This is a genomic window from Pseudomonas sp. GCM10022186 (assembly GCF_042656385.1).
Classification (GTDB): domain Bacteria; phylum Pseudomonadota; class Gammaproteobacteria; order Pseudomonadales; family Pseudomonadaceae; genus Metapseudomonas.
Window position 1 is genome coordinate 48,454 of sequence record NZ_JBHSOU010000063.1, and the last position, 18,173, is coordinate 66,626.

Annotated in this window: 15 protein-coding genes; 10 read left to right on the forward strand and 5 right to left on the reverse strand. The window is 67.5% G+C overall.

Translation table 11 applies throughout. From position 1 onward, the window contains the following. The first annotated feature begins 18 nt into the window (after positions 1–18). The 6 genes from ACFPU0_RS21275 (at position 19) to ACFPU0_RS21300 (ending at position 7,301) form a co-directional block, all read left to right on the forward strand. Positions 19–597, forward strand: a complete 579-nt coding sequence (locus ACFPU0_RS21275) for an ANTAR domain-containing response regulator (RefSeq protein WP_377695272.1) — start codon at positions 19–21, stop codon at positions 595–597. Between the two features lie 550 nt (positions 598–1,147). Continuing rightward, the gene (locus tag ACFPU0_RS21280) at positions 1,148–2,431 is read left to right on the forward strand and encodes a CmpA/NrtA family ABC transporter substrate-binding protein (protein WP_377695273.1); all 1,284 of its coding nucleotides are present in this window, start codon (positions 1,148–1,150) and stop codon (positions 2,429–2,431) included. Between the two features lie 14 nt (positions 2,432–2,445). After that, positions 2,446–3,303: a nitrate ABC transporter permease gene (ntrB, locus tag ACFPU0_RS21285; protein ID WP_377695274.1), complete on the forward strand. Its 858-nt coding sequence runs from the start codon at positions 2,446–2,448 to the stop codon at positions 3,301–3,303. A 79-nt stretch (positions 3,304–3,382) separates the two neighbouring features. Continuing rightward, a complete protein-coding gene (locus ACFPU0_RS21290; RefSeq protein ID WP_377695275.1) occupies positions 3,383–4,174 on the forward strand; it encodes an ABC transporter ATP-binding protein in 792 nt (263 codons plus the stop codon). 422 nt (positions 4,175–4,596) lie between these two features. Continuing rightward, complete coding sequence (locus ACFPU0_RS21295) at positions 4,597–5,850, forward strand: hypothetical protein (protein ID WP_377695277.1); 1,254 nt, start codon at positions 4,597–4,599, stop codon at positions 5,848–5,850. Positions 5,851–6,029: 179 nt separating this feature from the next. Further along, entirely contained in the window at positions 6,030–7,301 is a 1,272-nt protein-coding gene (locus ACFPU0_RS21300) for an MFS transporter (protein ID WP_377695278.1), read from the forward strand. 104 nt (positions 7,302–7,405) lie between these two features. Here the strand turns inward: ACFPU0_RS21300 and ACFPU0_RS21305 are convergent, their stop codons facing one another. Then, a complete protein-coding gene (locus ACFPU0_RS21305; RefSeq protein WP_377695279.1) occupies positions 7,406–8,215 on the reverse strand; it encodes a MerR family transcriptional regulator in 810 nt (269 codons plus the stop codon). 259 nt (positions 8,216–8,474) lie between these two features. Here ACFPU0_RS21305 and ACFPU0_RS21310 point away from each other — a divergent pair, with 259 nt between their 5' ends. Next, a complete protein-coding gene (locus ACFPU0_RS21310; protein ID WP_377695280.1) occupies positions 8,475–9,422 on the forward strand; it encodes an alpha/beta fold hydrolase in 948 nt (315 codons plus the stop codon). Between the two features lie 181 nt (positions 9,423–9,603). On the opposite strand, the gene rmuC is transcribed toward ACFPU0_RS21310, so the two are convergent. Beyond that, positions 9,604–10,968, reverse strand: a complete 1,365-nt coding sequence (gene rmuC / locus ACFPU0_RS21315; protein ID WP_377695484.1) for a DNA recombination protein RmuC — start codon at positions 10,966–10,968, stop codon at positions 9,604–9,606. 165 nt (positions 10,969–11,133) lie between these two features. Then, positions 11,134–11,544, reverse strand: coding sequence for a tetratricopeptide repeat protein (locus ACFPU0_RS21320; RefSeq protein WP_377695281.1), 411 nt, complete (start codon positions 11,542–11,544; stop codon positions 11,134–11,136). Positions 11,545–12,120: 576 nt separating this feature from the next. On the opposite strand from ACFPU0_RS21320, the gene ACFPU0_RS21325 reads away from it, so the two are divergent. From ACFPU0_RS21325 to ACFPU0_RS21335, 3 genes are all read left to right on the forward strand, one after another. Next, positions 12,121–12,603 carry a GreA/GreB family elongation factor gene (locus ACFPU0_RS21325; RefSeq protein WP_377695282.1) on the forward strand — a complete coding sequence of 161 codons (483 nt, stop codon included), beginning with the start codon at positions 12,121–12,123 and terminating at the stop codon, positions 12,601–12,603. A 29-nt stretch (positions 12,604–12,632) separates the two neighbouring features. Then, the gene (locus ACFPU0_RS21330; RefSeq protein WP_377695283.1) at positions 12,633–13,043 is read left to right on the forward strand and encodes a hypothetical protein; all 411 of its coding nucleotides are present in this window, start codon (positions 12,633–12,635) and stop codon (positions 13,041–13,043) included. A 124-nt stretch (positions 13,044–13,167) separates the two neighbouring features. Continuing rightward, positions 13,168–13,353: a hypothetical protein gene (locus tag ACFPU0_RS21335; RefSeq protein ID WP_377695284.1), complete on the forward strand. Its 186-nt coding sequence runs from the start codon at positions 13,168–13,170 to the stop codon at positions 13,351–13,353. A 326-nt stretch (positions 13,354–13,679) separates the two neighbouring features. Here the strand turns inward: ACFPU0_RS21335 and ACFPU0_RS21340 are convergent, their stop codons facing one another. Beyond that, the gene (locus tag ACFPU0_RS21340) at positions 13,680–16,760 is read right to left on the reverse strand and encodes an error-prone DNA polymerase (protein ID WP_377695285.1); all 3,081 of its coding nucleotides are present in this window, start codon (positions 16,758–16,760) and stop codon (positions 13,680–13,682) included. Further along, positions 16,757–18,172 (reverse strand): Y-family DNA polymerase, encoded by a 1,416-nt coding sequence (locus ACFPU0_RS21345; protein WP_377695286.1) that lies wholly within the window; start codon positions 18,170–18,172, stop codon positions 16,757–16,759. Before ACFPU0_RS21345 ends, ACFPU0_RS21340 begins: the two co-directional genes overlap by 4 nt. Position 18,173: the final 1 nt, after the last annotated feature.

The window sequence follows — 18,173 nt, forward strand, 5'->3', positions numbered from 1 at the left end:
CCTGGAGATGAACCCGCCATGCTCCGCATTCTCCTGATCAACGACACCCCGAAGAAGGTCGGCCGCCTGCGCAATGCCCTGACCGATGCCGGCTTCGAGGTCCTCGACGAGACCGGCCTGAGCCTCGACCTGGCCGAACGCATCGAGGCGGCGCGCCCCGATGTGGTGCTGATCGATACCGAGTCCGCCGGCCGCGACATGATGGAACAGGTGGTGATGGTCAGCCGCGACCAGCCCCGCCCCATCGTCATGTTCACCGACGACCACGACCCGGACCTGATGCGCCAGGCGATCCAGGCCGGGGTCAGTGCCTACATAGTCGAAGGCATCCATGCCGAGCGCCTGCGGCCGATCCTGGAGGTGGCCATGGCCCGCTTCGAGGCCGACCAGACCCTGCGCGCCCAGTTGCTGGCGCGGGACACCCAACTGGCCGAACGCAAGCGCATCGAGCTGGCCAAGGGCCTGCTGATGAAGATGAAGAACTGCGCCGAGGACGACGCCTACACCCTGATGCGCCGCCAGGCCATGGGACGCCAGCAGCGGCTGATCCAGGTGGCCGAGCAGATCATCGCCACCCACGAGATGCTCGGGGTCTGAGTTTTAGAGCCGACCAGGCACGCAGGAGCCTGGCTGTCCTCTGTGGGGGCGAATTCATTCGCTGAGCGGGCCGCAGGCCCGCCATGGGGCTTCGAGCCAAGGGGCTGCTTCGCAGTCGTTAGCCAATGAATTCGCCCCCACACAATCGATCTTCACCTCCACCCACGCGGCCAACCTCACCTCCGGTGGTGGATGAAAAGAGCGTCATCCACCCTTGGCCTGAACCGCCGAGCGAACCAAAACCGATCAGGCCGCTCTCCCTTCGCACGCATATGGCCCAGTCCCGCCAGCCTGCCCTTCTGCTCCATCCAACCAGCAAGCTACTGATTCAAAAGGCATTCATAACCTGCCGAAGCCTGCCCCAGCCAGGCCTTGGGCCTGCCGGGCAAACTGGCAAGGCCTTTGCAATTCCACCTGCAGAATCTTGCGTAGCGCGCCAACGGCGGTGGGCCGCGGATCACGGACAACGGCGTCCGTCAGAGCTCCTTCCCCTATCGGGAGCCCTGGCGTGCGCCGTTTTTGTTTTTGCCTTCCTACAAGGACAACTTTGATGAGCGAACGTGATTCCAAAGACCCGGTTAACAACAGCCGTCGCAACTTCCTCAAGCAATCCATCGCCATTGCCGGCACTGTCGGCGGCGTGACCGCCCTCGGCCTCTCTGCCCCTGGCTTCCTGCGCAGCGCGGCCTGGGCCGCCGGCTCGGATGCACCGGAAAAGACCGCCCTGAAGGTCGGTTTCATTCCCCTCACCGACTGCGCCTCGGTGGTGGTAGCCGCGACCCAGGGCTTCGCCGCCAAGTACGGTCTCTCTATCGAACCCAGCAAGGAGGCCTCCTGGGCTGGCGTGCGCGACAAGCTGAACACCGGCGAACTGGATGCCTCCCATGTGCTCTACGGCATGATGTACAGCTCCCAGCTCGGCGTCGCCGGACCGCAGAAGAACATGGCGGTGCTCATGGGACTGAACCAGAACGGCCAGGCCATCACCCTCTCCCGTCAATTGCAGGAAGCCGGCGTGACTAACGGCGAGCAGCTCGCCGCCCATATCAAGAAAGGCGGCAGCCCGCTGACCTTCGCCCAGACCTTCCCCACCGGCACCCACGCCATGTGGCTCTACTACTGGCTGGCCAGCCACGGCATCAACCCCATGACCGACGTGAAGACCATCACCGTGCCGCCGCCGCAGATGGTCGCCAACATGCGCGTCGGCAACATGGATGGTTTCTGCGTCGGCGAGCCCTGGGGCGCGCGGGCGATCTTCGACAAGATCGGTTTCACCGCCACCACCACCCAGCAGATCTGGGCGGACCATCCGGAGAAGGTGCTGGGCTGCTCGCGCGACTTCGTCGAGCAGAACCCCAACACCGCACGGGCGCTGGTGATGGCCCTGCTCGACGCCAGCCGCTTCATCGAGGCCAGCGACGAGAACAGGAAGGCCACCGCCAAACTCATCGCCGGCAAGGCCTACGTCAACGCCCCGGTGGAGGTCATCGAACAGCGCTTCCTCGGCCACTACGAGGACGGCCTGGGCAACACCTGGCAAGACCAGCACGCCATGGCCTTCTGCAAGGACTGCAACGTCAACTTCCCCTGGGTCTCCGACGGCATGTGGTTCCTCACCCAATTCAAGCGCTGGGGCCTGATCAAGCAGGACCCGGACTACGCCGCCGTCGCCGCCCAGGTCAACCAGACCAAGCTGTTCAGCGAAGCGGCCAGCGCCCTTGGCCTGCCGGTTCCGGCCAGCACCATGCGCGGCAGCACCCTGATGGACGGCAAGCTGTGGGATGGCTCCAACCCCGCCGCCTACGCCCAGTCCTTCGCGATCAAAGCCTGACCCGGGAGGTAACGATGAACGCTCCGGTAAATCCGCCACTGCCGCTGGCCGCCAAGGCTGCACCCAGCGTGGCTCCTCGCCTGGCCAAGCCCGGCGCGGAGTTCTTCAACAACCTGGCACGGGCGCTGCTCCCACCACTGCTCGGCCTGCTGCTGTTCATCGGCCTCTGGGCCCTGGTGGCGGCACGCAGCGAAGGGCTACCGGGGCCGCTGTCGACCTGGCATTCGGCGCTGGAACTCTTCGCCGATCCCTTCTACGACAACGGCCCCAACGACATGGGCATCGGCTGGAACATCCTCCACTCCCTGGGCCGGGTCGGCCTGGGCTTCGGCATGGCCGCACTGGTGGGCATCCCCCTGGGCTTCGCCATCGGCCGCTTCGCCTTCCTGGCCGGCATGCTGTCGCCGATCATCAGCCTGCTGCGCCCGGTCTCCCCGCTGGCCTGGCTGCCCATCGGCCTGCTGGTGTTCGAGGCCGCCGGGCCGGCTTCGATCTGGGTGATCTTCATCAGTTCGATCTGGCCGATCATCCTCAACACCGCCGCCGGCGTGGCCAGCGTGCCGCAGGACTACCTCAACGTGGCGCGGGTGCTGAAGCTCTCGGAATTCAAGGTGCTCACCCGCATCCTCTTCCCCGCCGTGCTGCCGCACCTGATGACCGGCATCCGCCTGGCCATCGGCGTCGCCTGGCTGGTGATCGTGGCGGCGGAGATGCTCACCGGCGGCACCGGCCTGGGCTTCTGGGTGTGGGACGAGTGGAACAACCTGAACGTCGAGCACATCCTCATCGCCATCATCATCGTCGGCCTGGTTGGCCTGGCCCTGGAGCAGGGCCTGCTGTGGCTGGCCAAGCGTTTCGACTACAGCAACTGACCATTCCTGTAGGAGCGAGCTCTGCTCGCGAACCGCATTCGCGAGCAAGCTCGCTCCTACCAAGAGCAGGAAAACCCTTATGGACAAGTTCGTCGAGCTGACCGGTGTCAGCAAACACTTCGATACCCGCAAGGGGCGCTTCCAGGCCCTCGGCGAGGTCAACCTCTGCATCGCCCGTGGCGAGTTCGTCTCGCTGATCGGCCACTCCGGCTGCGGCAAGTCCACCGTGCTCAACCTGATCGCCGGGCTGCTGGAAGCCAGCGAAGGCGGGCTGATCTGCAACGGACGGGAAATCGACGGCCCTGGCCCGGAACGCGCCGTGGTGTTCCAGAACCACAGCCTGCTGCCCTGGCTGACCTGCTTCGGCAACGTCTACCTGGCGGTGGAGCGGGTGTTCGCCGGCAAGGAAGGCAAGGCCCGGCTCAAGGAGCGCACCGCCGCGGCCCTGCGCATGGTCGGCCTGGACCACGCGGCGCACAAGCACCCCAACGAAATCTCCGGCGGCATGAAGCAGCGCGTGGGCATCGCCCGCGCCCTGGCCATGGAACCCAAGGTGCTGCTGATGGACGAACCCTTCGGCGCCCTGGACGCCCTCACCCGCGCGCACCTGCAGGACGAGTTGCTGCGCATCGTCGGCGAAACCCGCAGCACGGTGGTGATGGTCACCCATGACGTGGACGAGGCGGTGCTGCTCTCCGACCGCATCGTGATGATGACCAACGGCCCGGCGGCCACGGTCGGCGACATCGTCCGCGTCGACCTCGCGCGCCCGCGCGATCGCCTGGCCCTGGCCAACGATGCCCGCTACCACGAGTACCGCAGCGCCGTGCTGGAATTCCTCTACCAGCGCCAGCACCGCCCCGCCGCCTGACCCCGCCTGGCTCGCTCTCGCAGGAACACCTGCGGGGGCGACGCCATTCCCTTTTATCCCCCAGCGCCTAACCCTCCCACTGTAGGAGCGAGCTCTGCTCGCGAACGGGCCCACTTCGCGAGCAGAGCTCGCTCCTACGGGTTCTCAGCACACTCAACCGCCCCGCCCCGTCACCGCCCCTGCTCAATGCGATCTGGGCATGAACGGTGCACCGGCTAATCGCCAATGGTTCCAGGCTTGGCATCAAATCCAACCAAATCAAAAACTTGCATGAAATGGCACGGCGCCTGCTAAGACCCACCCCGGTCAGCACAACGGCGTGTCTGCCACTCAACCGACAACGACGTCACGGTACCCCTCCCCCTTCGGGAGCGCGGGCGCTGTGGCGTTTTTTTTGCGATTCCAGGCTTAGGAAGACCGCTATGCACATGCTGAAACCCGCCCTGCTGTCTCTCGCCGTTGCCGGCATAACCCAGAGTCACGCCGCCCTGGCTGCTGAGGACATCAGTAACCTGTTCACCCAGGGCAAGCCGGTTCTGGATGCCCGCTACCGCTTCGAGAACGTCGACCAGGAAAACAACCTGCGCGATGCCAACGCCCAGACCCTGCGCACCCGCATCGGCTTCCAGAGCGGCAAGTGGTACGGCCTCTCCGGGCTGCTGGAAGTGGACAACGTCAGCCGCCTGGGCGATGCCGCCTACAACGACACCCGCAACGGCCAGACCGACTACGCCATGGTGGTCGACCCCGATGGCACCGAAGTCAACCAGGCCCTGCTGCGCTACGACCAGGCCTTCGGCAGCGCCGTGCTGGGCCGCCAGCGCATCAACCTGGACAACCAGCGCTTCGTCGGCGGCTCCGCCTGGCGCCAGAACGAACAGACCTACGACGCCGCCCTCGGCCAGCTCAAGCCCCTCGACGGCCTGACCCTGAACTACGCCTACCTGGACAACATCAACACCATCTTCGGCCCGGACAACGGCCGCTTCGACAACCGCAGCAACCCGGCGAACATCGAGGGCCACAGCCACCTGCTCAACGCCCAGTACCTGGTGCGGCCCGAGCTCGTGGTCACCGCCTACAGCTACCTGCTCGGCCTGGACAATATCGCCGTCACCACCACCGCCCCCCTGGGCAGCCTGTCCAGCAAGACCCACGGCCTGCGCCTGAACGGTGCCCTGGGCGCGTTCAACTACGCCCTGGAATACGCCCGCCAGCAGGACTATGCGGACAACCCGCTGGACCTGGACAGCGAGTACTACCTGGCGGAGCTGGGTTACCTGTTCAAGGGCGTGCAGTTCAAGGGCGGCTACGAGGTGCTGGGTGGCGACAGCGGCCCGGGCAATCGCGCCTTCCAGACACCGCTGGCGACCAAGCACATCTTCCAGGGCTGGGCCGACCAGTTCCTCACCACCCCGGCCGACGGCATCGAGGACGCCTACCTGGGCTTCACCGCGCCCCTGGCCGGCGGCAGCCTGCAGGCCTGGTACCACGACTTCCGCACCGATCAGGGCAGCGACCGCTATGGCGACGAGGTCGATCTCTCGTACGCGCACCCCATTCCGGGCCTGAAGGGGCTGGTCGGCCTGCTCAAGTACGCCAACTACGACTCGGCGGACGAGGCCAGGACCGTCGATACCGACAAGCTCTGGGTCCAGGTGCAGTACAGCTATTGAGCGAACCCGGCCCGCAACGGGCCGGCCTCCGGTGCGCGGCGGCCACGCCGCGCACCCCGGGCGTCGCCCCGCCAGCGGGCGATCAACGCCGCTGGAATTCGACCGGGCACCCGATGCGGTCGCGGGATGGCGTCGACGGGGCTAGGCTCTCCGGGACGCTCCACAGGGGGAAAAGCGCCATGCGATCCAGCCTCGCCAGCGGCGTGACACGCCGGGAAATCTGGGCCTGGGCGATGTTCGATTTCGCCAACTCCGGCTACACCACGGTGATCATCACCGCCGTGTTCAACGCCTACTTCGTCGCCGTGGTGGCCGAGGGCAAACCCTGGGGCACCCTGGCCTGGACCAGCACCCTCGCCCTCTCCTACGCCCTGGTGATCCTCACCGCCCCGCTGATCGGCGCCCATGCCGACGCCACGGCGCGCAAGAAGCGCCTGCTGCTGTTCAGCACCATCGGCTGCGTGATCTTCACCGCGGCCCTGGCCCTGGCCGGTCCGGGCGCCCTGGGGCTGGCGGTGCTCTTCGTGGTGCTGTCGAACTTCTGCTTCGGCACCGGGGAGAATCTGATCGCCGCCTTCCTCCCCGAACTCGCCCGCGACGACGCCATGGGCCGGGTGTCCGGCTGGGGCTGGGGGTTGGGCTACATCGGCGGGCTGGTCAGCCTGGGCGCCTGCCTGGGCTACGTCAGCTGGGCCCAGGGCCAGGGACAGACGGCGGCGCAGTTCGTGCCGGTGTGCGTGCTCATCACCGCCCTGCTCTTCGCCCTCGCCAGTACCCCGACCTTCCTCTATCTGCAGGAACGCAGCCTGCCGCAACCGGCCGCGGCGCAAGGCGCCTGGTCACGCCTGGCCCGCACCCTGCGCGAAGCCGGCCGCTATCGCGACCTGATGCGCTTCCTCGCCTGCACCGTCTGCTACCAGGCCGGCATCGCCGCGGTGATCAGCCTGGCGGCCATCTACGCCGACCAGGTAATGGGCTTCACCACCCAGGACACCCTGCTGCTGATCTTCCTCGTCAACATCACCGCCTCCATCGGCGCCGTGCTCTTCGGCTGGCTGCAGGACCGCATCGGCCACCGCCCCACCCTGGCACTGACCCTGCTGGGCTGGCTGGCCATGGTCGGCATGATCTGGCTGGCCAGCGGCCCGGCGCTGTTCTGGGCTGCGGCCAATATCGCCGGCCTGTGCATGGGCGCCAGCCAATCGGCGGGCCGCGCCATCGTCGGCCTGCTCGCCCCGCCGACGCGGCTGGCGGAGTTCTTCGGGCTCTGGGGCCAGGCGGTGAAGCTCTCCGCCATCCTCGGCCCCATGACCTACGGGCTGGCCAGCTGGCTTTCCGGAGGCGACCACCGCCTGGCCATGCTCATCACCGGCAGTTACTTCGTGATCGGCCTGCTGCTGCTGGCCAGCGTGCGCCTGGAGCGCGGACGGCGCGCGGCGCTGACCGGCTGAGCAGTCGCGAATCGTAGGTTGCGGTAGAGCGCAGCGAAACCCAACTAGCGAGGTACCGGAGACGCCAGGTCTGGCATTCCAAGGCGCCGTGATGGCGAGCCAATTCAGCGCTCGAGAAAGCCCTTCAACAACTCGCCTACCCGCTCTCCCAGCTCCTGGTTGGCCGAAAGCTGCAGGCCGCGGGCCAGTTCGCTGTCCACCACCTGCTCCACCAGCGGGCGCAGGGCCAGCAGCTGGCGATTCAGGCCATCCAGTTCGCGGACATGGGGCAGGCTGTCGGAGAGCAGCGGGTTGACCAGGTGCTCGACTATCATCCGCACGATGCCCGCCGACACCGGCTCCACCTGGCGGCGGATGGCGGCGAACTGCTCCAGCAGCACATCCAGCGGGATCCCCGAGCGGTAGAGCTGCACCCCGGCGCCGAATACCCGGGGGTTGAGCACCCGCAGGTGGTCGCCGGCGAACTCGATCAGGCCCAGCTCGCGGGCGCGGTCCATGTTGGCGTCGGTGAGGTCGGCGCCGAACAGCGCCTGCACGTCGTCGAAGCCCAGGCGGGTGGGCTCCACCAGGTTCCAGGCACCGACAATGGCCTGCTCCAGCCCCAGCACATGGGCCAGGTCCTGCCCCTGCTCCCAGGCCTCCAGCAGCTCGCGAATGCTGGCGATGCCGTAGCCGCGTTCCAGCAATTGGCCGATCAGCCGCAGCCGCGCCAGGTGCGCGCCGTTGTAGATGCCCACCCGTCCACGCCGCTCCGGCGGCGGCAGCAGGCCGCGATCCTGGTAGGCACGCAGGTTGCGCACCGTGGTCCCGGCCTCGCGGGCCAGTTCATCCACCGTATATTCAGCGTCCGGTACGGCCGGGCTTTCGGCGGTCGGGTGGAGCAGCTTGCCGAGGAAGGAGGGGAGATTTTTCATGGGCCGGATCATATCGCCGCCCCCTTCGCCCCAACAACAGCGGCCGCCCGCCCCAACCATTGGCTGGACTTGCCCCGGGCGCTTCCCTCCTATTTCGCCATAACCGCCACGCATCCGCTCTGCAACGGGCCTTTCCGTCCTTGGGTAAGCGGGTAACGCGGACGGAACGAATGCCGCCGAGGGCTGGCCGGGGCCGGACTCCCTGCTGAAGAATGATCGTTACATCAAACAATGTAACGGTCTTCCTCAGGAGCGCCCCATGAACCTGCCTTCGCTACCGGCCCCCCAGCGCTTCGCCGTGAAGGGCGCCGGTGTGGAACTGGCCGCCTACCGCTGGGGCAATGCCTGCGGGCCAACCCTGCTGCTGGTGCACGGCTATCCCGACAACCATGAAGTCTGGCTGCCGCTGGTGCGCGAATTGGCCGCCGACTACCAGATAGTCGCCTACGACGTGCGTGGCGCCGGCGCCTCGGATATCCCGCGCAGGACACGCGACTACCGGCTGGAGAAGCTGGCCAGGGACCTGGAAGCGGTGATCAGGGCCGCCAGCCCCGAGGGACCGGTGCACCTGGTGGCCCACGACTGGGGCTCGATCCAGTCCTGGGAAGCGGTGACCGAGCCACGCATCCAACCGCTGCTGGCCTCCTACACCACGGTATCCGGCCCCTGCCTGGACCACGTAGGCCACTGGATGCGCGAGCGCCTGAAGGAGAAACGCCCCCGCGCTTTCGGGCAGGTGCTCGGCCAGTTGGTCAGCTCCTGGTACGTCGCTTTCTTCCACACCCCGTGGCTGCCGGAACTGCTCTGGCGTCTTGGCCTGGCCCGCGCCTGGCCAGGCCTGCTGCGGCGCCTGGAGGGGGTGCGGACGACGCGCCCCAATCCCACGCAGGAAGCCGATGGCCGGCATGGCGTGAAGCTCTATCGCGCCAACTTCATCAACAGCCTGTTCCGTCCGCGCCCGCGGTCGACCCGGGTACCGGTGCAGCTCATCGTTGCCACCCGCGACCGCTTCGTGCGCCCGCAGCTGTTCCAGCAACTCGACCGCTGGGCGCCGCGCCTATGGCGCCGGGAAGTGGCTGCCGGGCACTGGCAATTGCTGGCCGAGCCGCAACGCCTCGCCGGCTGGATCAGGGAGTTCGTCGACCAGATCGAAGGCGGCGAGGCAAAGGACGGAGGCTGTCTGAGGAAAGTGGGCGCTTTTATGTAGGGGCGAATTCATTCGCCAAGCAGGCCGCAGGTCTGCCCCTGGAGGTTCGAGCGGGGCACGACATCCCTCTCCCCCGGCCCCTCTCCCTGAAGAGGAGAGGGGTGACTCACAACCCAGCTCAGTGCAGTCACTGTAGGAGCGAATTCATTCGCGAAGCAGGCCGCAGGGCTGCCCAACAATCTCAACCCTCGATCTGCTCATCCAGCAGCGGCAACCCCGCCGCCCGCTCCAGCAGGTCGGTGGGCAGGCTCTTGCTGGCGCGGGCGCCGAGGAGCTTGAGGTTTTCCACCCGGCCGACCAGGTTGCCGCGACCGTCCACCAGCTTGTTGCGGGCGCTGGCGTAGGCCTTGTCCAGCTGCTGCAGGCGGCTGCCCATCTCGTCCAGGTCCTGGACGAAGGCGACGAACTTGTCGTACAGCGCTCCGGCGCGTTCGGCGATCTCGCGGGCGTTCTGGCTTTGCCGTTCCTGGCGCCAGAGGCTGTCGATCACCCGCAGGGTGGCCAGCAGGGTGGTCGGGCTGACGATCACGATGTGCTGCTCGAAGGCCTCCTGGAACAACCCGGGGTCGGCCTGCAGGGCAGCGGCGAAGGCCGCTTCGATGGGCACGAAGAGCAGCACGAAGTCCAGGCTGTGCAGGCCCTCCAGGCGCTGGTAGTCCTTCACCGACAGCCCCTTGAGGTGACTGCGCAGGGACAGTACGTGCTGCTTCAGAGCCTGGCTGCGGGCGGCTTCGTCCTCGGCGGCGATCAGCGCCTGGTAGGCGGTGAGGCTGACCTTGGCGTCCACCACCACCTGCTTGTCCCCCGGCAGCTGGATCAGCACGTCGGGCTGGAAGCGTTCGCCCTCGGCGCTCTTCAGACTGACCTGGGTCTGGTATTCGCGGCCCTTCTCCAGGCCGGCGTGCTCCAGCACCCGCTCCAGCACCAGTTCGCCCCAGTTGCCTTGGGTCTTCTGCCCTTTCAGGGCGCGGGTGAGGTTGGTGGCCTCATCGCCCAGGCGCTGGTTGAGCTGCTGCAGGCGCTCCAGCTCCTTGCCCAGGGAGAAACGCTCGCGGGCTTCCTGTTGATAGCTTTCTTCCACCCGCTTCTCGAAGGCCTGGATGCGCTCCTTGAGCGGGTCGAGCAACTGGCCGAGGCGTTGCTGGCTGGTTTCGGCGAAGCGCTGCTCGCGCTCGTCGAAGATCTTCCCGGCCAGCTCGGCGAACTGCGCGCGCAGGTCGTCGCGGGCCGCCTGCAAGTCACCCAGGCGCTGTTCGTGGGCCTCGCGCTGCTCGCGCAACTCGGCTTCCAGGCCGGCACGCTCGGCGTCCAGGCGACGCAGTTCGACGTCCTTGCGCTCACGTTCCTGGTTCCAGGCCAGCAGTGCCTCGCGCGCGCTCTGGCGCTCGACACCGAGCAGCTCCGCCTCGCGGCGCAGGGCTGCCAGTTCGGCCTGCTGGGCGGCATTGAGTTGGCCGAGTTCGCGGTTTTCCACACGGCTGTCGTCAAGTTGCACGGCCAGGCCGTCCTGGGCCAGTTGGGCGTGGGTCAGGCGCTCTTCGAGCAGGGTCTGTTCGGTCTCGAGGACGCTGAGCTTGCGCTGCAGCTGCCAGGCCAGGCCCAGCAGGGGCACGGCGGCGGCGAACAGGCCGATCAACAGGTTGGGGATATCTATGGGCATGAGCGGCTCCGCGCTGGAATGCCGGGAGTATACCCAGCGGCGGGCGCGCGATCAGGGGTGCTGCGGGAGACGGCCGAGCAGGCGCTTGGCTTCGTGGGACCCTTGGGCCGCGGCCTGTTCCAGCCAGTGGCGGGCCTGCAGCGGTTCGTTGATGCGCGGATGGCTGCACAGGCGGCCCAGTTCCAGTTGCGCGCGGCGATCACCGGCGCGGGCGGCCTGGCGCAACATGTCCAGGCCGATACGGCGATCGCGCGGGTTGCCGCAGTCGCGGCAGAGCATCTGCCCCAGGCGACTCTGGGCGGCCACCACGCCTTCCCGCGCCGGCTGCTTGAGCAGCTTGCCGGCGAACCGTTTCACGCTCGACGCCTGGCCCAGGCGCGGGTTGTCCAGCAACCAGAGGGCGACGCGGGTCGGCAGGGTTTGCGGGCTGGAAGCGGCATCGACGGGAACGCGGTACTTCATGAAACAGGGGGGCAGGTGGCCGGAAAGGCGCGCAACTCTACTCCTTTTTCGTGGCAGGTAAAGTCTTGCAATTGCCGCAGGTCGCGTTCTAGAGCAAGTGCTCGGGACAATCCACAGAAGCTGTGGATAACTCTGTGAAGAAGGTGCTCGAAACGTCACCGAGCGCTTGTGGATCCTGGCCTCCAGTCAAACTGATGATTTTTTCACCAATTATAAAATTCCTTATTTTTCATGTAGTTACGAATTCATCACTGAGAATCAAGCGCTTACGGGGCATTCTGGCAGCGATTTGCGAGGCTGCTTCGCGACTGTGCACAACTCGAAACTGTCAATACCCCTATCGCCCCGTTGCGGGGCATTTCGCGCTGGAAATCGTCTGAAACCTGTGTTGTACGCGCGTTCCAGCCGGCGACGAATGGCACAAAAAGGGGCCGGGAGTAGACCTCCCGAAGCAGGTACCAAGGTCCGACTGCGCCAACTCTGTGCACAGCTTCTCCCCTTCTTGCAAAAGCCCGTCTCCCACCTTTGCCGGAAGGTCCCTAGAATGTCTCGCCGTTCCCCAGCCGACCGCGCCCCATGGACAAAACCCGTATCCACCGCCTGATCCTCGACAAGCTCGCCGCTGACCTGCAGCTGCTGCAGCGCGCAGCGCAGACCGCCTACGAGGCGGCGACCCACGAGGAAAACATCGCCGAGAACAAGTACGACACCCTCGGCCTGGAAGCCTCCTACCTGGCCACCGGCCAGGCCCGCCGTGCCGCCGAGATCAAGCAGGCGCTGGGCCTGTTCGAGAACCTCAGACTGCGCACCTTCGATCCGGCGCAGGGGATCCAGCTCAGCGCCCTGGTGCTGCTGGCCGCCGAGGACGGCAGCGAGCAGCGCCTGTTCCTCGGCCCCGAAGCAGCCGGCCTGAAGGTGGTGGACCAGGGCGAGGAAATCACCGTGATCAGCCCCCGCTCACCCCTGGGCCAGGCCCTGCTGGGCAAGGCCGAAGGCGCCGAGGTGACCCTGACCATCGGTAATGGCCATCAGACCTTCGAGGTGCTGGAGGTACACTGAAGCTGCCGCCCCAACGCTTCGGAGGCACCATGGCTCGCCAACGCCGCATCCTGCGCATCAGCTTCAGCCCCCTGGCCCTGATTCTCAGCGTCGCCCTGGGGGTCTGGCTCGGTTTCATCGCCATCGGCGCGACCACCTACTTCGGCTATCAGCTCTACATGGCCAACGCCCAGGCACCGGTCGCCGAGGTCTTCACTCCACCGCCCGCCCCGTCCCAGCCGGCTCCGGCCCCGGCGCCCGCCTTGCCAAGCAGCGGCGAGGAACGCCTGCAGAAGTACGAGGAGAACTACAGCGCCGCCCAGCGCGCAGACAACGAGCGCCAGGAACGGCTGGAGGAACAGCGCCGGCTGGGCGATGCCAAGTGCCAGTTCTGGACCGATCAGTACCGTAATGCCCCCACCGAGAAGGCCAAGCGCAACATGGACCAGGAGTGCCGTTGACCGGCACCCCGTCCGATCGCCACAGCCGAGCCGACCAAAGGCCGCCGGCTTCAAGCAGTCGTCACACTGGCCAGACTAGACTCAGGACGTGCGCCCACCACTTTGGCGCCAGAGGCGGTTCGCAATGGGTCCCGAAATTTTCATAGCCCTGATGATCATGGGCTGGCTGCTGGCGGCGGTCGCGCTGCTGTGGGCCATGCTCAGGATCTCCCACCATCACCACCACCATCACAGCCGGTCCTCACCGCCCCACTCTTCCCGCTCATTCCGGCGGCAGAAGGCGAAGGACACCCCGGCGACGCCGCACTGATGCCCAAGGCAAAAGCCAGAAACGTGCAGCGATTTGCGTCGATCTAACACGTAGAGTGGAAATCCCTTCGGGGATTTCCACCAGCGGTGTCCTGCATTGCCCCGCTGGTGGATAGAAAAGCGCTATCCACCCTACACGGCTGATGGCACAGGACCTGTGGGGCGAATCCGTTCGCGAGTGCGTAGGGTGGAAATCCCTTCGGGGATTTCCACCAGCGGTGTCCTGCACGGCCTCGCTGGTGGATAGAAAAGCGCTATCCACCCTGCATGGCTCACGGACTCACCGGATTCCACAAAAATCCAAAAACTGCGGTGATTTGCGCCGATCTAGCGAAAATCCCGGCTGCGTACATCCAGCCCGTCGAGCAGGGGCGTGAGGTCATGCAGGCGGCGGGCGATCAGGTGGCGCACGCCCTCCACCGATTCCAGCCGGCCGTCCACCTGCAGCAGCCGCGAGCCCACCAGCACGCGGCGCTGGCGCTCGGCGAGATCGTTCCAGACCACCACATTGACCATGCCGTGTTCGTCTTCCAGGGTGACGAAGATCACCCCACTGGCGGTCTGCGGTCGCTGCCGCCCCACCACCAGACCGGCGACGCTGACCTGCCGTCCGTGTTCCACCGCCAGCAGCTCCCGTGAGCTGCGGCAGCGCCGCTTGCGCAGGTCGCCGCGCAACATGGCGATGGGGTGCGGCCCGAGGGTGGTGCCCAGGGTGGCGTAGTCGGTGAGCATGTCTTCGCCCACGCTGGGCAGCGGCAGGGCCACCTGGGCTTCGTCCTGTTCCGGCAGGCCGGCGAAGAGCGGCGCCTGCACCTCCACCCCGGCCACGGCCCAACGCGCCCGGTGGCGGTGTCCGGCCAACCCGCGCAGGGCACCGGAGTCGGCCAGCAGTTCGCGGGCGCGGGCATCCAGGCAGGCGCGCCGACAGAGGTCGCCGACGCTGGCGAAGACCGCCGCCTGCCGCGCCGCCTCGATGTGCCGCGCATCCTCCTCGCGAAAACCACGCACCATGCGCAGCCCCAGGCGAATGGCCAGCTCGCTGCCCTGCCCCACCGGCTCCAGGGAACAATCCCAGTCCGAGTGCCGCACATCCACCGGGCGCACCGCAAGGCCGTGGCGGCGGGCATCCTGCAGTACCTGGTCAGGGCTGTAGAAGCCCATGGGCCAGCTGTTGATCAGGGCGCAGGCGAAGGCCGCCGGTTCGTGGCATTTCAGCCAGCTGCTGGCGTAGGTGAGCAAGGCGAAACTGGCCGCGTGGGATTCGGGAAAGCCGTAACTGCCGAAGCCCTTGATCTGTTCGAAGATCTGCTCGATGAAGGTCGGTTCATACCCCTTGGCGAGCATGCGCGAAGTCAGCCGCTGGCGATGGTGCTCCAACCCACCGTGGCGCTTCCAGGCCGCCATGTTACGGCGCAGCTCGTCGGCTTCGCCGGGGGTATAGTCGGCGGCGACCATGGCCAGCTGCATCACCTGCTCCTGGAACAGCGGTACCCCCAGGGTGCGTTCGAACACGGGGACCAGTTCCTCGGAGGGATACTCCACCTCCTCGATCCTGTTACGTCGGCGCAGGTAGGGATGGACCATGTTGCCCTGGATGGGCCCCGGCCGGACGATGGCGACCTGGATCACCAGGTCGTAGAAGGTCCTGGGCCTGAGCCGCGGCAGCATGGACATCTGCGCCCGCGACTCGATCTGGAACACACCGATGGTGTCGGCGCGGCTGATCATGTCGTAGGTCGCCCGGTCCTCCCGGGGCAGGGTCGCCAGGGTCCAGCGGGTGCCGCGATAGCGCTCGATCAGGGCGAAGCAGCGGCGCAGCGCGCTGAGCATCCCCAGGGCCAGCACATCCACCTTGAGCAGCCCCACCAGGTCGAGGTCGTCCTTGTCCCACTGGATCACGGTGCGTTCGGCCATGCTGGCGTTTTCCACCGGCACCAGGCTGTCCAGCGGCGTTTCGGAAATCACGAAGCCGCCGGGGTGCTGCGACAGGTGACGGGGAAAGCCGATCAGTTCGCCGGTCAGCGCCAGCACCCGGCGCAGCACCGGGCTGTCCGGGTCGAAGCCCACCTCGCGCAGGCGCTCCGCCGCTGGGGCCTGGTCGCTCCAGCTGCCACAGCAGTCGGCCAGGGCATTGACCTGGTCCGGCGGCAGGCCGAGGGCCTTGGCCACATCGCGCACCGCGCCGGCGCCGTGATAAGTGCTGACCACCGCGGTGAGCGCCGCCCTGCCCCGCCCGTAGCGGCGGAACAGGTACTGGATCACCTCCTCGCGGCGTTCGTGCTCGAAGTCCACGTCTATATCCGGCGGCTCGTTGCGCTCCTTGGACATGAAGCGCTCGAACAGCATCTCGGTGTTCCCGCAGGGATTCAGCTCGGTGATGCCCAGGGCGAAGCACACCACCGAGTTGGCCGCCGAGCCACGTCCCTGGCAGAGGATGTCCTGGCTGCGGGCGAACTCGACGATATCGGCCACCGTGAGGAAGTAGCTCTCGTAGCCCAGCTCGGCGATCAGCGCCAGCTCCTTCTCCACCAGCGCCCGCGCGCTTTCCGGCACCGCCTCGGCCCAGCGCCGCCGCAGCCCCCGCTCGGTCAGCTCGCGCAACCAGGTGGTGGAGCTGTGGCCGTCCGGCACCAGTTCGCGGGGGTACTGGTAACTCAGCTCGCCCAGGTGGAAGGTGCAGCGACGGGCGATGCGCACCGACTCGGCGAGCAGCGCTGGCGGATAGAGGCCGGCCAGCACCTCGCGCTGACGCAGGTGGCGCTCGCCATTGGGGAAAAGCCGGTGACCGGCCTCGGCCACCGTGCAATGGTGGCGCACGGCGGTCATGCAGTCCTGCAGGGCGCGGCGGCCGCGGGCGTGCATATGTACATCCCCCGCCGCCACGGGCGCAATGCCGCAGCGTTCGGCCAGGGCCAGCAGGCGCGCCAGGCGGCCGGCGTCGTCCGGGCCCCGGTGCAGTTCCACCGCCAGCCACAGGCGCCCGGGAAAGCATCGGCGCAGCCAGGAAGCTTCGCGATCATCGTCATCAAAGTCGGGCACCCAGAGAGCCAGCAGGCCGTCCGCCGGTTCCGACAGGTCCTCCCGCAGCAGTCGATACCGGCCCTTCTCCGCCCGCCGTCGGGCCCGGGTGATGAGACGGCAGAGGTGCTGGTAGCCGGCCAGGTTTTCCACCAGCAGCACCAGCCTGGGGCCGCCTTCGACGCGCATCTCGCTGCCGATCACCAGAGGCAGCCCGGTCTTCTTGGCGGCCTGCCAGGCACGGACGATGCCGGCCAGGGTGCACTCATCGGTGATCGCCAGTGCCGCGTAGCCATGCAGTGCGGCGCGCTGGAACAGTTCGAGAGCGCTGGAGGCCCCACGCTGGAAGCTGAAGTTGGACAGGCAGTGCAGTTCGGCGTAGGCGCTCATGCGAACCAGCCGTGCAGCAGCAGCGGCCCCTCCCCGTTCACCGGACGAAAAGCCCAGCCGCGCTGGCCGCTGCGGGTTTCCACCAGGTAGTAGTCGCGGCGCACATCGCCACCGTCCCACCAGCCGGACTCGATGCGCTCGGGGCCGGCGAGGATGCGCAAGCCCACTTCCCGCAGGGGGTGCGGTTCACGCAGCAGCCAGCCGGGGCGCGGTGGCGCGGACTGGAGCGGCACCGGCGAGCCGACGGCGTCCAGCTGCCAGGCCCATTCGGGGCGGTGGTCGGCGCGCAGCGCGAGACTGTGCACGGCATCGTCTCCCAGGCGCGCGCGCAGACGCTCGCGCAGCTGTTCCCAGGGCAGGGATTGCTGCGGGCGCTCGTCGAACAGCTCGCGGCGTTCCGGCACGAAGGCCGGCAGGTCCCGCGCCTGCAGGCGGAAGGCACGCACCGGCGCCGGCACCTGCAACTGCTCCAGGCGCCCGCGGGCCAGCTCGAAGAGCATGGCCGCTTCGCGCTCGGCGCTGAGCAGGCCCACCGGCACCTGGGTGTCGTGGAGGTCGCGGTGTTCCAGATGCAGGACGAAACGCTGCACGCCGCTGTCACGGCTGGCGAGGAAGGCGGCCAGGTCGGCGGTGAGACGGCGCAGGGGGAAGAGCAGCGCCTGGAGGGACTCCACCTCGAAGTTCAGCTCGATGCGCAGGTCGAACTCGTCCGGCGGCCGGTAGCACTCCAGGGCCAGGGGCCGTTCGCCGAGCAGGGTGTCGAAGTGCTGCAGCACCTCGGCCGGAAAGCGCCGGGCCAGCGTCTCCCGCGGCAGCGCCAGCACCTGTTCCAGGTGGCGCAGGCCCATGCGGGCAAAGGCGGTGGCGGTTTCGCGCGCCAGGCCGGCGCGGTCCACCGGCATGCGCCCGAGGGCCTGGCGCAACTCATCCTGGTGCGTCACGGCCAGGCCGTCGTAGGCATTGGCCAGTATCCGTGCCGCCGCCGGATTGGGCGCCGCGACTATGCGATGGCGAAAGCCCAGGGCCGCCAGCTCCCGGCGCAGTCGCGCCTCGAAACGCGGCCAGGGGCCGAACAGGGCGAAGCTGGATTCCACCTCCAGCAGCAGGCATCGCGGGTAGCGCAGGCTGACCTGGGAACTGAAGCCATAGGCCCAGGCCGCGAGCAGTCGCTCCCAGCGCTCGACCTGCGCCGGGTCGTACTCCACCTGGGCGAAATCCCGGGTCAGGGCGTGGGCGGCAGTCAGTGACTGGCCAGGGCGCAGCCCCAGGGCCCTGGCTGCCGGGTTGAGGGCGCGCAGCACGCGGCGCTGCGCCGTGCCGGTCACCAGCGCCAGGGGCGCCTCGGGGTCGGGATGACCGCGCAGCACGCCATCCAGCGCCAGTTGCGGCAGCAGTATGCAGGCCCAGCGCATG